At 55.9% G+C, this 14,818-nt stretch carries 15 protein-coding genes and 1 pseudogene; 12 read left to right on the top strand and 4 right to left on the bottom strand.

The window, feature by feature from the left end; translation table 11 throughout:
- From FHS21_RS27550 to FHS21_RS27565, 4 genes are all read left to right on the top strand, one after another.
- Positions 1–291: nuclear transport factor 2 family protein (locus FHS21_RS27550; RefSeq protein WP_183665108.1), on the top strand; the 291-nt coding region annotated here is incomplete at its 5' end.
- Positions 288–1,373 (top strand): Gfo/Idh/MocA family protein, encoded by a 1,086-nt coding sequence (locus FHS21_RS27555; RefSeq protein WP_183665109.1) that lies wholly within the window; start codon positions 288–290, stop codon positions 1,371–1,373. The genes FHS21_RS27550 and FHS21_RS27555, both read left to right, overlap by 4 nt.
- A complete protein-coding gene (locus FHS21_RS27560; RefSeq protein ID WP_183665111.1) occupies positions 1,366–2,388 on the top strand; it encodes a quinone oxidoreductase family protein in 1,023 nt (340 codons plus the stop codon). The genes FHS21_RS27555 and FHS21_RS27560 overlap by 8 nt, the downstream gene beginning before the upstream one ends.
- A 1,128-nt stretch (positions 2,389–3,516) precedes the next feature.
- The gene (locus tag FHS21_RS27565; protein WP_376772226.1) at positions 3,517–5,343 is read left to right on the top strand and encodes a PAS domain-containing HWE histidine kinase family protein; all 1,827 of its coding nucleotides are present in this window, start codon (positions 3,517–3,519) and stop codon (positions 5,341–5,343) included.
- A 214-nt stretch (positions 5,344–5,557) separates the two neighbouring features.
- On the opposite strand, the gene FHS21_RS27570 is transcribed toward FHS21_RS27565, so the two are convergent.
- Complete coding sequence (locus tag FHS21_RS27570) at positions 5,558–6,286, bottom strand: Crp/Fnr family transcriptional regulator (protein ID WP_183665113.1); 729 nt, start codon at positions 6,284–6,286, stop codon at positions 5,558–5,560.
- Positions 6,287–6,453: 167 nt separating this feature from the next.
- On the opposite strand from FHS21_RS27570, the gene FHS21_RS27575 reads away from it, so the two are divergent.
- The 6 genes from FHS21_RS27575 (at position 6,454) to FHS21_RS27595 (ending at position 10,999) form a co-directional block, all read left to right on the top strand.
- Entirely contained in the window at positions 6,454–6,732 is a 279-nt protein-coding gene (locus FHS21_RS27575) for a hypothetical protein (RefSeq protein ID WP_183665115.1), read from the top strand.
- A gap of 127 nt (positions 6,733–6,859) precedes the next feature.
- On the top strand, positions 6,860–7,099 hold the full coding sequence (locus FHS21_RS27580) for a hypothetical protein (protein ID WP_183665117.1): 240 nt from the start codon (positions 6,860–6,862) through the stop codon (positions 7,097–7,099).
- Positions 7,100–7,467: 368 nt separating this feature from the next.
- On the top strand, positions 7,468–7,716 hold the full coding sequence (locus tag FHS21_RS27585; protein WP_183665119.1) for a hypothetical protein: 249 nt from the start codon (positions 7,468–7,470) through the stop codon (positions 7,714–7,716).
- Positions 7,717–7,940: 224 nt separating this feature from the next.
- On the top strand, positions 7,941–8,063 hold the full coding sequence (locus FHS21_RS31275) for a hypothetical protein (RefSeq protein ID WP_281386178.1): 123 nt from the start codon (positions 7,941–7,943) through the stop codon (positions 8,061–8,063).
- Between the two features lie 241 nt (positions 8,064–8,304).
- A complete protein-coding gene (locus tag FHS21_RS27590; RefSeq protein ID WP_183665122.1) occupies positions 8,305–8,616 on the top strand; it encodes a DUF982 domain-containing protein in 312 nt (103 codons plus the stop codon).
- An 838-nt stretch (positions 8,617–9,454) separates the two neighbouring features.
- Positions 9,455–10,999, top strand: coding sequence for an arylsulfatase (locus FHS21_RS27595; protein ID WP_183665124.1), 1,545 nt, complete (start codon positions 9,455–9,457; stop codon positions 10,997–10,999).
- Between the two features lie 122 nt (positions 11,000–11,121).
- Here the strand turns inward: FHS21_RS27595 and FHS21_RS27600 are convergent, their stop codons facing one another.
- Positions 11,122–11,295: a hypothetical protein gene (locus tag FHS21_RS27600; protein ID WP_183665126.1), complete on the bottom strand. Its 174-nt coding sequence runs from the start codon at positions 11,293–11,295 to the stop codon at positions 11,122–11,124.
- A 681-nt stretch (positions 11,296–11,976) separates the two neighbouring features.
- Between FHS21_RS27600 and FHS21_RS27605 the strand changes: the two genes are divergently transcribed.
- Positions 11,977–12,726, top strand: coding sequence for a sulfotransferase family 2 domain-containing protein (locus tag FHS21_RS27605; protein ID WP_183665128.1), 750 nt, complete (start codon positions 11,977–11,979; stop codon positions 12,724–12,726).
- A 119-nt stretch (positions 12,727–12,845) separates the two neighbouring features.
- Here the strand turns inward: FHS21_RS27605 and FHS21_RS31715 are convergent.
- Positions 12,846–13,315 (bottom strand): annotated as a pseudogene (locus FHS21_RS31715) (DUF4142 domain-containing protein).
- An 87-nt stretch (positions 13,316–13,402) separates the two neighbouring features.
- Positions 13,403–13,771 carry a con-10 family general stress protein gene (locus FHS21_RS31720; RefSeq protein WP_183665130.1) on the bottom strand — a complete coding sequence of 123 codons (369 nt, stop codon included), beginning with the start codon at positions 13,769–13,771 and terminating at the stop codon, positions 13,403–13,405.
- Positions 13,772–14,019: 248 nt separating this feature from the next.
- On the opposite strand from FHS21_RS31720, the gene FHS21_RS27615 reads away from it, so the two are divergent.
- Entirely contained in the window at positions 14,020–14,334 is a 315-nt protein-coding gene (locus tag FHS21_RS27615; protein WP_183665132.1) for a plasmid stabilization protein, read from the top strand.
- The last annotated feature ends 484 nt before the right edge of the window (positions 14,335–14,818 follow it).

Raw genomic sequence — 14,818 nt, forward strand, 5'->3', positions numbered from 1 at the left:
TCGGTCGACGAGTTCGTGACGACGAGCGCCCGTTACCTTGAAGGTGCGCGGACGATCCATCAAGTCCACAATGCTGAAATGGAGAGAGTGTCCGACAACGAGGTGGCCGCGATCTGGTCGATGGAAGACTATCTCGTTTTCCCTCCCGGCGATGATACACGTCCTTCCAGTATGCACGGTTACGGGCACTACTACGAAACCTGGGTGTTAGAGGACGGGCAATGGCAGATCGCCAAACTTGAGCTCCGTCGAACCATTCTTGAAATCATGCCGAAGGAGCTGGTCCAATGACCCACCCACCGATCAGAGTCGGCATTATCGGCGTTCACCCCGACCGGGGATGGGCGTCGACCGCTCATGTGCCCGCACTGCGGGAGCTACCGCAGTACCGCCTGTCTGCGCTAAGCCATAGCCGGATTGAAACCGCCAGAGCATCCGCAAAGAAGTTTGGCTTCGACCACGCGGTCTCGTCGACGGAAGAGCTTGTGCATCATCCTGACGTGGACCTCGTCGTGGTCACCGTCAGGGTTCCGGAACACCTTCAACTCGTGACCGCCGCGCTTGAGGCTGGGAAGTCGGTATTCTCCGAATGGCCGCTCGGCATAAATCTCCGGGACGCTCAGACAATGAATGCGCTCGCCACGCAAAAAGGCGTCTCCTCGATGATCGGCCTTCAAACCCGAGCGAACCCCACACTCCGGCACATCCGCAAGCTGATCAAGCAGGGCTTTCTCGGCGAGGTGCTTTCGGCGTCGATCATCGGCTCGGGAATCACCTGGGGGGAAGAGATGGAGGAGGCATTCCGATACACGCTGGACCGGTCCAAAGGCGCGAGCATGCTGCATGTGCCGTTCGCCCACACTATCGATGCCTTGCTGTTCGCGCTCGACGAGGACTTTCTCAGCGTGTCGGGGACGTTGGTCAGTCGCCGACCGACTATAAAGATGATCGAGAGCAAGGAAGTCGTTCCGCTCGACGTCGCCGATCAGATCGCCTTCACTGGCAAGTTAACCTCCGGCGGCGTGGTGACAAGCCATTTCCGCGGCGGCTTGTCGCGTGCGACCAATTTCCATGTGGAGATCAATGGCAGCAGAGGCGACTTGTTGCTCACAAGTCCCGTTGGCTACGTGGGCCTGGGCGGGTTCAAGCTCATGGGGGCGCAAGCGGACGAGATGCTTCACCCGATCTCCGTGCCTGACGACTTCGGTCCTGAAGACAACGTCCTCACGGGCAACGTGAGGAGGCTCTACGAACTCTTCGCTTCAGACATGACATCCGGCACGCGGCACAGTCCAACGTTCCAAGACGCGGTCAAACTACACCGCCTGATCAACGCGATCGAGCAGAGCGGCGGAGTGGCACGCGATGTCTGAGACCATGCGAGCACTGGTGATGTTCGCCCCCGGCGGGCCTGAAGTCTTGCAGGTCCGAGAAATAGCCAGACCGAAGATCGAGCGGCCTTCCGATGTCCTCGTCAGGGTCACCGCCGCCGGGGTAAACCCGGCGGATTGGCAGAACCGGAAGAGCGGACAGCGCCATGACCCATATGCCGCGACAGGATCGCCCACGATCCTCGGCATCGATGGCGTGGGCGTGATCGAGGATATTGGCGATGCGGTCGACGGAATCTCGATCGGAGACGAAGTCTGGTACATAGACGGCGGGTATCCGGGCAATCCCGGCAGCTACGCCGAATACAAGGTAATCCACGGAGCGTACGTCTCGAGGAAGCCGGCGAGCGTGGACTTCGTTCAGGCCGCGGCGCTGCCCGTCGTCGGCCTGACTGCATGGGAAGCTGTTTTCGACAAAGGAAACGTTAAGTCTGGCGACCATGTTCTCGTGCACGGTGGGGCTGGTGGCCTCGGCCATATCGCCATTCAGTATCTTGCGAATATCGGTGCGCGGACAGCCACCACGGTGTCGAATGAAGTAAAAGCGGAGTTCGTTCTGGGGATGGGTGCCGAAATCGCGATCCGCTATCGGAGCGAGGACGTAAACGAGAAGCTGAGATCTTGGAGTGGCAAGGATGGCGCTGCCGTTGTGTTCGACTTCGTCGGGCATGAGAACTTCGCTCGAAGCTTCGAACACGTCGCGCCTTACGGCCGGCTAGTGAACACCGTCGTCTCTGACTGGCCCAGCGGCGGCAACGCGCTGGCGGAATGGAAAAACCTCGACGTCTCGTTCGTCAACATCGGTCTGCCGCAGATAGCCCGGGATCACAGAAACAGGCTCAGGCAGGTCGCGGTACTCGACGCCATCGCCAACCTGGTCGACACGAACAAATTGCGTGCCCACATCGACCGCGTCGTCTCGTTCGACGGCGTTGGTGAGGCGCACCGAGCGTTGGAGGCAGGAGAGACTATCGGGCGGGTGGTTCTGAGACTCTGAACTTCTTTCCGGAGACCTGTTTCGGCCTGAATGGTCACGTGCCGCATCGGAGGGGCGCGTGGCTTCGGGGCGGTTTCGTATCTCCGGCTTTAATCCAAGAGCATAAACGAGCCCTCGGCGAACACCTGGAGGAACAGCACGAAAGCCTAGCGTTGCTATCGGACCCCTGAAGTTGCGTGAACCTGATTTCGACATCGCCGGGGAACAGTAAGTAAGGCCGCGTGGCGAGAGGACAAAGTGAGGACGGATTTGAAGATCATTTCGTATGGCGCGCCAGGAAATAGGCGCAACTCCTACCCCGATGGGTGGCATCGATCTCGACGCCGTCAGGTTGAACCTAAGGAGACTACCTGATGCCCCAAATGCTCGGAGCTGCCCTTACCGAGCCGCGTTGATCTAAGGTGCAATAAACCCACGGCTTTTCGCTGGAAGCTGCCCCTCACAAGCACCTCCTCGATAGGCAACTGCCCGCCGCGCGGCCACGCATCAGCAATAGGCTTTCCGATGGCCACGAACATTGAGATAAGATGATATCCCGGAAGGTCGATGAGTTCATCGGTATTGTCTGCTATCGCCATGAGCGGACGCAAGCCCTGACTGGAAGAATGTCAATTCGGGGCCAATCCTAGACCTTGGCGGCACGAACTCTGATGTCCGCTTCTCATGTTGGGTGTCTTAGCAGCGGACAGTCTGGAATCGGCCCCGAATCTGACGTTTGGCGATTGTAGCGCGACTGACCGCTTCGCGCCTTCATTTTCGCCGTTTCAGAGAGCGCCTGACTTTGCCAAAAGCGGTCACTTATTCGAATGGTCGATCAAGCGCGGCCTCCACAGTGTCGCCGAGTTTGGGTATCATCCGCACTGTCAACGAAGGTATGAAGCTAAACGCACGCGAGTTAACAGAGTTGGGGCTCACTGGTTGGCCAAGAAACGGCCACCTTCTGGGAGTTGCAGCCTTAGTGGGCCGCTGTCACCGCTCTCGCATGAAGACCGATAGGTACTTGTCGCGCCGGTTCGCGGGGCAGATGGTCAGAAGGGTTCCCCGTGCTCGTTGTGGCCGATGTGGGATCGTTTGATTATTGACTTCCGAGGGGTCTATCCCTCAGATAAATAGACCCACGGAGGCAGGATGCTCCACGACCGCACAGATGTGACACGCGAAGACAACAACATGGCGATGCTCATTCGCGACTACGACTGGGCGACCACAAGCCTCGGTCCAATATCCTCGTGGCCGATCCCGCTGAAGTGCGCAGTTGATCTTGCGTTGCCGTCCCATGCGCAGATTGTCATATTTTGCGGCCCGGATTTCGTTGCGATCTACAACGATGCCTATTCCCCCAGCATTGGCACTAAACACCCCGCCGCCCTCGGAAGACCCGCGAAGGAAAACTGGGCCGAGCTTTGGGAAGACCTCGAGCCGATGCTTCGCCGCGTACTCGAGAACGGCGAAACTGTTACGGCAAAGGATAGACCATTCTACATAGAGCGTCCGGTGCCGGAAACGGTGTATTTCGACATTTCCTATTCGCCAATCTTTGACGCCGATGGAAAAGTGCTCGCGGTTTTCTGTATCGTCAAAGAGACGACCGATCGGGTGGGGTACGAGGTCGCGCTCCGCAGAAGCGAGGAGCGCCTACGCTCAATGATCGAGCACACGATGGTTGGTGTTATCCAAACTGATTTGCAAGGACACCTATCGTTCGTAAATCCAGGGTTTTGCCAAATTGTCGGCTATACGCGAGAGGAACTGCTGACGCTAACCCTGCAGGACATAACCCACCCTCAAGATCTGCCCGAGGACATGGCGCAAGTTCGGAACGTTGGTTTGGAGGGCAAGAGCTTCGTGATTGAAAAGCGCTATGTAAGGAAAGACGGCTCTCCGATCTGGGTTTCCAACCATGTCTCAGCAGTGAAAGACACCGATGGCAGTGTCCGGGAAGCCGTCGCGGTGGTCGTCGATATCACCGCACGTCGTCGTGCACTAGAAGTCGAACGACGCTTGGCAGCGATAATCTCATCGTCGGAAGATGCCATCCTTGGAATCGACCTAAACATGATGATAACGGATTGGAACCGCGGGGCGGAGAAGGTCTACGGATACATGGCTGAAGAAGTTCTGGGCAAGTCCGTTACCATCCTCATACCGAAGGATCGGGTCGATGAGGAAAGACGTATCATCGACCGCATCAAGGCTGGGGAGCGAGTTGATCCGCACGATACCGTCCGACGTCACAAGAGCGGCCGCGAGGTTCACGTTTCGTTATCCGTTTCGCCCATCTACGATGCTTATGGCCGGATCGTTGGGGCTTCGAAAAATGCCCGAGACATCAGCGTGCGCATTGAAGCCGAGCGAACGAAAAACGTTCTCATTGCCGAACTGAACCACCGCGTCAAAAATGTGTTGGCGACCGTCACTGCCATTGCGAGGCAGACCTTTGGCAAGGCGACCGACCTCGAACTCGCCAGCGCCACATTCGAGGCGCGTTTGCAATCGCTGGCGCGAGCGCACGATCTCCTCACCCATGGCGACTGGCAGAGTGCCAGTTTGGAACGCCTCATCCGCGAAGCAGTCGCGCCTTACCCCTCCGATCGTTTTAAAATCGAAGGTCCCGAAATTTCCGCTCCGCCGAAACTGGTCGTCGCACTGTCACTCATCCTACATGAACTCTCCACCAACGCTGCAAAATATGGACCGTTGTCGACGGATACTGGACAGGTGAGCGTCGCTTGGTCGGTGGTGCGGACCGGAGAACGGAAGCTGGTGTTGGACTGGGTCGAAAGCGGAGGACCTCCCGTCGCTTCGCCGACACGCAGAGGATTTGGCTCGCGATTGATCCAGGGGCTCTTGTCGGCAGAGCACGGCGGCCAGGTTGAGATGATCTACGCTCCTTCCGGATTTCGATGTCATGTCCAGGCGTCGCTGAGCGCTGAGTGGGCGGCCGATAACAACTAACCGTCAATCGCATGGAAGGTCGGCCCTCCATTCGGTGGTGGCGGCCAGCCGCTCACAACGGAAATCATTTCCGCTTATGCCCTCTTGTCGGTCATACAAACCGTTGTTTCCTCTTCCCGAAAGCAGCCACCGCATTTGTCTGACGCGACGACATATTTGGGACAATAACGGTCATTCGCGCTGACTGCGCCGTCACGTTGGGCATTCTGGCGTCTTATCGCTGTTGTCGCGACAGCCTTTCGCCGAGCAGTTTTTCATATTCGCGCTCGGCTTCACCGTAAAATCCGTTAGCTTCGGCCATCAAACCAGTGCGATCAACAATAGCAACCTTGCCACGGGTGGCGCGGATATGGCCTTCGGCTTCAAGTGAATGCAGGGTTTCTGTTACCCAAGGCCGCCGCATACCCAGCATTACCGCCATGAACTCATGGGTTAGGTATAGATCATGACCGGAGGTACGGTCATGCACCATCAGCAGCCATCGAGCCAATCTCGTCCGGGCTTCGGCCTGAGCGTTGACCAGAGCGGTCGTGGCGGTTTGGACGATCATCGTCTGTACGTAGAGAAGAAGCACCTTCTGGAGCGACCGGCTTTGCTCTAACGCAGCCTGCAATTTGCCGGCAGCAATCCGATGGCCGGCACCTGGAAGCTGGATATAGACGGAGAGCGGCGCGCTGGTGCTGCCGAGCACGAGCGAGGTCCCCGTCATGCCATCCACGCCGACCAAAGCAATTTCGATATCGCCGCCGGAAGGGCTTTTTGCTACAATCGATGCTATGCCGTCCTCGATAAACAGCGCGGCATCAACAGGTTCCCCCGGACTCTCGATTGGATCCCGCAGCGAAAATGTTACGTATTCGAGATCCTCGACAAGCAGCTGGAAATCAGCCGGTGACAACAATCTAAGGAGTTTGTTTTGAACAGCGGATTGAACCAAGGTCATGTTGCTCCTTCCCGCGAGGAACAAACTGACGATCCAGCGCTTTCAAAAAAACTATAAGTATCAAGATAAAAATCGAGAACAATGGTATGTCCTCCAGAGGACAATCCGGGAATGTAGGCCACTCGGAGAATGTCGGTTAAAACGGAGCTGCTGCGCCTGAGGTCAGGATGGATCGAAACGCCACATATCGCAGGCTCCTCAAGGAGGATGATATACCCCTTGATGCGGTATGCATACGGGTTATCCAAAAAGACGGCCGGCCGCTCGCCGAAGTCGAGTGGCCCGAAAATACCCTTACCGACAAAGGCGACTATTTCTATGCCACACCTGTGCCCCTGGCACTCGAACGGGCCATTGACGTCAAAGACAATTACGGTTTTCGCGAGATTGTCATCATTATCGACGATCTCGCGCTTTGGAACGAGGCGTGGGGAACTGTCATTTGAAATAGGATGTTACAACGGCCGTTTTTGGCTTCGCTCCTGTGTGTTGCAAGTCTTGGGGATCGTTCGGATTTGACACGCGCTACGGGCTCGAGTGGTATTGCGACGACCATAAGGGCGATGCGGAAGCATGACAAAAGGCGATGATACGACCAAGGCCAAGAGTAATGCCAGGGCGGCAGCAAGGCAGCGTAAATGGCGGGCCGTCAATCCTCCCACTCCCGAGCAGAAAGGGAAAGCAGCGGCAAGAGCCCGGAAGTGGCGCCAGGAGAATAAGCCGCGCGCTGCGGCTTACCTAAAGGGCTGGCGCGATTCCAAACGAGAGACACGCAAGGCCGCAAGCTCACTGGAAGGTGGTACGAAGGCCTAATACCGTGCCTGGTCGATCTCCGCTTGTTCAAGTCTAGCGAGCAGATGCTGAAACTTCGCATCCGTCGCGATGGGAAGGTGGCCAGACGTCATTGCCGCCTGAAACTCGTGGCTCTTCATACCGCGCTTTAACCGATTGGCGGTTGCCACTGAGTCAGATTTTCGTGATGCCACTGGCCACCCCGCTCTTGCGGGTTAAACACACCCAGAGCAAGTTCGTTCCATGGTGCGAACCGTCCTCTGGCAGACATAGCATTGACGCGCCCCCAGAATGAGTTTTTTAATGTCTTTGTCGCTGGACCTAGTAGTGGCGCGCTGCGATTGAGAGATACCATGTGCTCCCGCCATAACCAAGCGCGGGAGGGAATTATGTCCCGTCATTACAGGAATCTTATCTATTACAGCGAAGACTGGGATGTGATGGAGAGTGCGCTTTTGAAGGCCACCCGAAAGCTGCACAGGGCCCAAGACACGGATCGTCTCGCGCGAAGGGTGATGACGCTGTTCGACCAGGGTCTCCGCGACGCAGAAATCATTGCCCGAGCAGCTGCCAATCAGGAAATGTTGATCGCTAATATTGCGTCGCTGCGAGGCGCGGCAAGGCCGCTTCATGCCTAACGATGTTAGTCAACGCCTCGACGACAAACTCGAATGCCCAAAGTGCCAAGCGATCTACCTAACGTTCACCCAAGATTTGGCGCTGAGTACACCAATCGTTTGCAGCTCTTGCGGAGAATATATGGGTACGTGGGGTGAGTTGGAGGCCGATTTTTACGCTCAAGGCGGCGACCACGGCGTGTTCGAAATGCGAGATGGTCAGATCATTCGAAAAGGATTACGCAATGCGAATGGATTTCGATGACGATCCCGAAGGTCGCCCGAGTGTCCTGTCGTTCTGCATTGGCGGCATTTTATCAGTTTTGATGCTGCTCCTGACAGCAAGCTATGCTGGTCACTTATGGTGAATTCTCAAGGAATGATCCTATGCGGACGAATTTCGAGGATGATCCGGAAGATGGGCGGAAGGAGATGCCCTACTACCTCTACGGTCTGGTGTTCTTAGTTGGGCTTGCCATCGCCATCGCGATTGGATGGGTCTTACATCTGGAGACCTCGGGAGTCTCCGCTCCTTGAACTGATCCAGATAGTAAATATTGACTACCTCAGATTGCGGAACTGAGTCCCAATTTTGGCCGTTCCGCGCTGATGGAAGAAAAACCCTTCAAAGAAGTGCGCATCTTGACCAGCCATCCTGGCAGGATGCGCGTCATCACTTCGGCGCTACAGGCTGCAGAACAAATCTTGACGAACTGGCCAGTTGAAGAGGGCGAAGTCCTGTCCGCTGCGAAGCATGCACTACTATCCTGTCCTGAAGAAAACCTCTCACCTGGTGCCGCACGTTTTGTGTTCATCCAAGCCGCGAAGGAAGGAGGCAACTATGTGGATGAGCCGGAACGTGGACCGCCCACAGGCAAGCCGACAAGGTGGCACAAAGCTAAAGGGCGGCGTCGGTCCTAAGCATCTGTCTACCACAGGACATACCGTTGCAGGCGTCCGCAGAAGGAGTATTATTCAGGACAGCGTTAGGAAGGTTCTAAGTGCCATACACCCCCGGTGGCACGGGCTCGGCGTCGAGGTAGCCGCCACGCAATTTTCTTCGCCGAGCCTCTTTCTGCGGCCCCGCAGTACCTCGCCATCATTTTTTGGCTCACCTTTTGACCATATTGACTCAAACTGTCTGCTGGCAGACAATTTGCGGCCGCAGAAACCCCCGTTTCAGCAAATGGTCTGATGAAGAAGTGTAGCTTCTTTTTCACGTCAGGCCAGATAGGCCCGGCCTCCGGTAATTTGCGTTCCGGAGGCTGGGATTTTTCCTTTTGTTAGCCCCGCAAGCGCACGCTTTGAATGCTGACCATAGTGGGTCGGCACCCGGCCTGCTTTCGTATTGTGTTTCGGCGGGTCGGGACATCGGGCTTGCCCAAGACGATTCATTAGAGTTTAGTATTTTGGTCTGGCATCCACCGCTAGACGGAGGCTCGGCGGATTTATCCTCCCCGGATAACCGAGCCTCCGGTGATATGCGTTCCGGAGGTTCGAGCTTCCCTTTTGTTAAACATACAGGCTCCCCCGGATCGGCACGCTTTGCATTCACCCAGGCGGCCAAGGAAGCTGGCAACTATTTCGATTAGCCAAAGCTCCCGCCTACAGGAAAACTCACAAGGTGTCACCGTAGCAAGCCATGGCGAAGGTCTTGACGACCGTTCGATTTACGGAAAATATTGCCGTAGTGGCGCCCGGTCATGTGAGTTAAACTTGACTTATGCAAGCGGTTTGTCGCGATCAATAGGAGTGGCCAATGCCCGCCTCAATCAAGCCGAACATTATCATGATCATGGCCGACGACGTAGGCATCTGGAACATCAGTGCCTATCACCGTGGCATGATGGGCGGCGACACACCGAACATCGACCGCCTCGCACGCGAGGGCGCGCTATTCACCGATTACTATGGTCAACAATCCTGTACGGCTGGACGCGCAGCGTTCATCACCGGACAGACGCCGTTTCGCACGGGGCTTTTGAAAGTCGGCCTGCCCGCGGCGAAACAGGGCCTGCAGGATTCCGATCCAACAATCGCGGAATTCCTCAAGCCACTTGGCTACGCGACGGCGCAGATCGGCAAGAACCATCTGGGGGACCGGAACGAATACCTACCCACCGTCCATGGTTTCGACGAGTTCCACGGGATCCTCTACCACCTCAATGCGATGGAAGAGCCATACGATCCGCAGTATCCGAAGGACGAGAGATTCCGCGAAAGGTTCGGGCCTCGCAATATCGTCCACAGTGTTGCGACCGACGTCGACGATCCAGCAGAGGATCCGCGCTGGGGCCGCGTCGGCAAGCAGAAGATCACGGACGCAGGACCCCTGCCGCCGCATCCGGGAATGGATCCCGCTGCCAAGGTGAGCATGGAAGACATCGATGCCGATCTGGTGAGGCGGTCGTGCGACTTCATCGACCGCTCGGTTAAATCGGATAAGCCGTTTTTCCTCTGGCACAACTCCACGCGGTGCCACTCCTTTACGCATCTCTCCAAGCAGTGGGACGGCAAGACTGGCTTCGGCCTGTTTGCCGATGCGATGGCCGAGCTGGACTGGGTCGTGGGCGAGCTGCTCGCCAAGCTGGACGAACTCGGCATCGCCGACAACACGATCGTGATGTTCACCAGCGACAACGGGGCGGAAATCTTCAGCTGGCCCGATGGCGGCAACCATCCGTTCCGCGGCGAGAAGGGCACGGTCTACGAAGGCGGTTTCCGCGTGCCGATGCTCGCCAAGTGGCCTGGTGTCATCAAGCCGGGCACCATCATCAACGACATTATGTCCGCCGAAGATTGGATGCCAACGCTCGTCGCGGCCGCTGGCGGCGATCCTGATCTGAAAGAGAAGTTGCTCACCGGCTATCAGGTGGGCGAGAAGACCTTCAGGAACCATCTCGATGGCTACAACTTCAAACCATTCTTAGAAGGCAAGGTCGCCGAAAGTCCGCGCCGGGAGTTCTTCTATTTCAGCGACAACGCCGACCTTATGGCGGTGCGTTACAACGAGTGGAAGATCACCTTCAAGACTATTGTCGGCAACCTGTTCTCCGGCAAGGAGGACTCGACTAACGTCCCGCTCGTGACCAACCTGCGCGTCGATCCGTGGGAGCGATACCAAACCGAGTCGACGTCCTACGGCGAATGGTGGGGCAAGAAACTGTGGGTCATGATGCCCGCCACTATGGTCATGAGTAAGTTCCTCTCCACCTTCAAGGACTATCCGCCCAGCCAGGTCTCCGGTTCGCTTAGCGTGGAGAAGGCATTGCAGGCGTTACAGGAGGGGGGCAGGAAGAACTGATGAAGCTCGCACCGCCGAGCCTCTTTATTTCCGTTCGGAAAGCACGCGGTCATGATGACGAAATTGCAACATTTCTGGATTTTGGGCCTCAATGGCCAATCAGTTGATGAACTAGCACCGACCTAACGTCTTGACTTGCTAGGAGCTCGGCGGTCCTTCTCGTTCTCCTTCGCATCCGACTTGAATGTCGCATCGCCATCTTTCTTGCCAGACAGCACGCGTGGATTTGCACTGGAAACTCCGTCGCTGTCGCCCCCATGCTGTGTCTTGGCGAATTGACCTTTGGCATCGGTCATGCTGATTTCCTTTGACCAAGGAACATCTCCTGCGCCGAAGGGTTCCCTATCGTCATTGAGGAGAAAGTCCTGTGACAGCCGCGGCCTATGATCTTCTTTGGATTACGCTTCCCATCCTGGTCTTGGCGTTAATTGCCTCGATACCTCGCGGCGAGCCCCCGATTATCGATTTTGTGTCACTCGGCGCGATGGCTCAATAATCTCGTTACCGCAATTGCCGACCAGCGCAGACCTTCTGGTGGGTGAAATGGAGAAATTTCCAACAGGTTGGCGATCTCCCGAGGCGTCAGTTTCGGATTGTTGGATTTCAAACTGGAGACATAACCGGCGACCCTGGTTGCAGTATCGCGCTTGTCCCGCTTGGGCCTGTACCTTTTCCGAGGTTCGTTCATTTTCGACCGATTCTTGAAGAGAGATTTGATCGGACGGTAGTTGAGTCGCATGGCAGATTAAACCGGTTTTCAGAGAGCTGACTCCTGGCGATTACGAAACAATTTCCTATTTTCCACACCGATAGAGCAACGCAAGGTCGATCCGGCTCTCCAATTAGTATATATTCGCAGAATTGCTAGCTTGGGGCGGGTTAGCACAGCATTCAGTTATGCCGCGTGCGCGGCGCAGGGGTTCTCATCAATAGTACGGAGTGAAAATCAACGCCGCCTAGAATAGCGAAGGGGTGCCGTGATTATTTCATACCGACACAAATTCACCTTTCTTCATTGTCCGAAGACGGCAGGAAGTTCCATCAACATGGCTCTTGTCCCGCATTTGGGACCATTTGATATCCTTCTGGGATCGGAAAAGGAGCGTGCCGACATAGGCGCGTTCCCAAATTTAAGGGCGCGTTTCGATGCTGTACAGACTCAACGTATGGCGAGCATTCCGGCGGCGCTGGCAATCAACGCAAAATGGTCAAAGCGTGCAATCGGCCTGCAAAACAAGCGATATCAAGGGGATTTTGGACCGATTGTAGATCATCCGAGCGCGGAACAAGTTCGATCGTTCGATGAGAAAGCCTGGACGAGCCACTATAAGTTCACCTTCATTCGCAATCCTTATAAAAAGATAGTTTCAATGTACATTTACCTGACTAGGAAGTCCGCTGAGACCCGCGATCCCTTTTCGGTCTTTGTGCGGAATATGACGGAGAGGAGGGGTTCGTTCGCGGCTTGGCATCATCTGATGGATTCTTGGCCGATTTACACCATCAATGATCGCGTAGCGGTCGACTTTATAGGACGCCACGAGACCCTTGCGACCGATTTCAACTCATTGTGTGATCAACTCAATATATCTCAACCGAAGCTCGGTGCGGCCAAGGTTGCTCAGAAATATGATTTCCGCGAATTCTACGATGCAGAAACACGCAATATGGTGCATCGCCATTGCGAACGCGAGATCGATCACTTCGGCTATAGATTTGACGATTGAAGAAGCTCGACTTTATACGTTGCGTTAAAGCACCAGATCGTAACAGTTATCGACCGCAAAGGATTGGGGCGAACGGCTTTTGTGGAGTGGCTGAAGCCCGAGTATAAGACGCTCATGGATTAATGGTATTCCAGGGCCGGCCGCGTTTTGCCGCCCAAGCATTAAATTCACCGTTTTCTCCGCCGTCTCCAGAGCGTTTGAAGAGATCAACAGCATCCTTGTGCGCCGACACCTGCCAGAATGATACTGTTCGTTGAAATCGTTGCCTGCAGACCGTTCAACTTTTCCCGCATTTGCTTTTACGAGTCCGACATGGATGTCGGCGGTGTCACTTTGACTTGTCCAATTTGAATTAATTTGCTTCACCTCATCGGTTGTCTTTTGGTGGTCGGCAATCATTTCTTCGCGAATGCGTTTGTGGGCGCGTCAGCTCGTTCTGCAGCAAGCTTGTTGGACTCGATCTCAAACATATCGCTTGCGCCACCTGCCAAACAAAGGCTTCCGTGGTCGGCGCTACACCGATCAACGAATTCACTCCTGGCTTTTCCGTGGCGGACTGGGCAACCGCAGGTGAGGAAAGTATCAGCACGGCGGCAGTTTAGACAAACTGTTCATGTTCGCACTCTTTGGAGAGGTTTGCGGCCGGGCGAATCCGGCCGCAAACTTACCGTTAGTTTCAGCTCTGACCACCTTTTCGACCCGCTTCACGCGCTCGCTCCGGATCATCTGCAAAATTTCCACCGCGTTGCTGGCTGCTTTCGTCGGTTTCAGCCGACTGTTGGCCGCCGCTGCGGTTTCCGCCGGACTGCTGTCCGCCCTGACGGCCAGCTTCAGCCGCCCGATCGGGATCATTCTCGAAGCTGCCACCGGACTGCTGGCCACCGCTTCTGCCGGCCTCGGCTGCCCGCTGCGGATCGTTCTTGAAATTACCACCAGACTGCTGTCCGCCTTCACTGGCGATTTCCCGCTGTTTGTCATCATCCATCGACGCAAATCCGCGGTCTGAACCGCCACCCTGCTGTTCGCGATTGTTGTTGTTCGGCATAACTTTCCTCCATTGGTTTCAGGTTAACCCCGTTGCCCGCACAAACAGGTTTTTGCCGCAATGGTTCCCTGAAATTTTTGTAATTTTAAAACTGTGCGGTAGATGACAAAACAAGGCTCGTCGCGCTTAAAGTTTGAAAGTCGGACTGTGTTCACCCGTCGCTGCATAACGATAAAGGGCAGCGATGACGGAACAAAAATAGCAAGCGCGCTTTCTCTAGGGCACCACCCCAAATGCAGGAGGCGACCATGCCAAGAGGCGACAAATCCAAATATACCGACAAGCAGGAGCGCAAAGCAGATCACATTGCCGAAGGCTATGAAAAACGCGGCGTTTCGGATTCGGAAGCGGAACGGCGCGCCTGGGCGACGGTCAACAAGGAGAGCGGAGGCGGCAACAAATCAGGTTCAGGACGCGGCAAGAAGGACACCCACGAGTCTTCCGAGAAAGGTGGTCGTAAAGGCGGAGCAGCTGCATCCAGCCGATCTGCAGCTCAACGATCGGCTTCGGCGAAAAAAGCTGCAGCGACCCGCAAGCGGAACGCAGAACACGCTGGGCACTAGCGTGCCAGATGTTGCTAAGCGTTGGTGCCTAGACTTTGCGCAATGGGTGGTAAGCCCATTATGCCATTGGGCGAGACCAGCGAAATTGCCGCATCTATGACCCCCTTTGGGCCAAGCGGTCTATAATGCGATACGGCGATACGGCGAAAAATATAAACACCGCGAAAACGACGGGGGTGAATGATGCCCTCGAATATGGTGGGTGCGGCGGCATGCCGCTATTTTCGCAATTCCTCAGACTTGAATTGGGGCAAAGCGGCAGTTCGAATCCGACTGCTGCAGTGGCAATGCCTTTTGAGGTGCTGCAAGTACGCCAGACCCAGACATCACGGCAGCCGACTTAAACGTCTGCTTTCGCAGGGCGGTTCTTGAAAGCTGCCTGACCGGAATCGGCCCCGAAGCTGGCGTTTGGCGATTGTGGCGCGACTGACCGCTTCGCGCCCGCATGTCGGCCGTTGGGTGAGTTTTGCCACCGCCTGAAAGC

The organism is Phyllobacterium trifolii (genome assembly GCF_014192095.1).
GTDB classification, from domain to species: Bacteria; Pseudomonadota; Alphaproteobacteria; order Rhizobiales; family Rhizobiaceae; genus Phyllobacterium; species Phyllobacterium trifolii.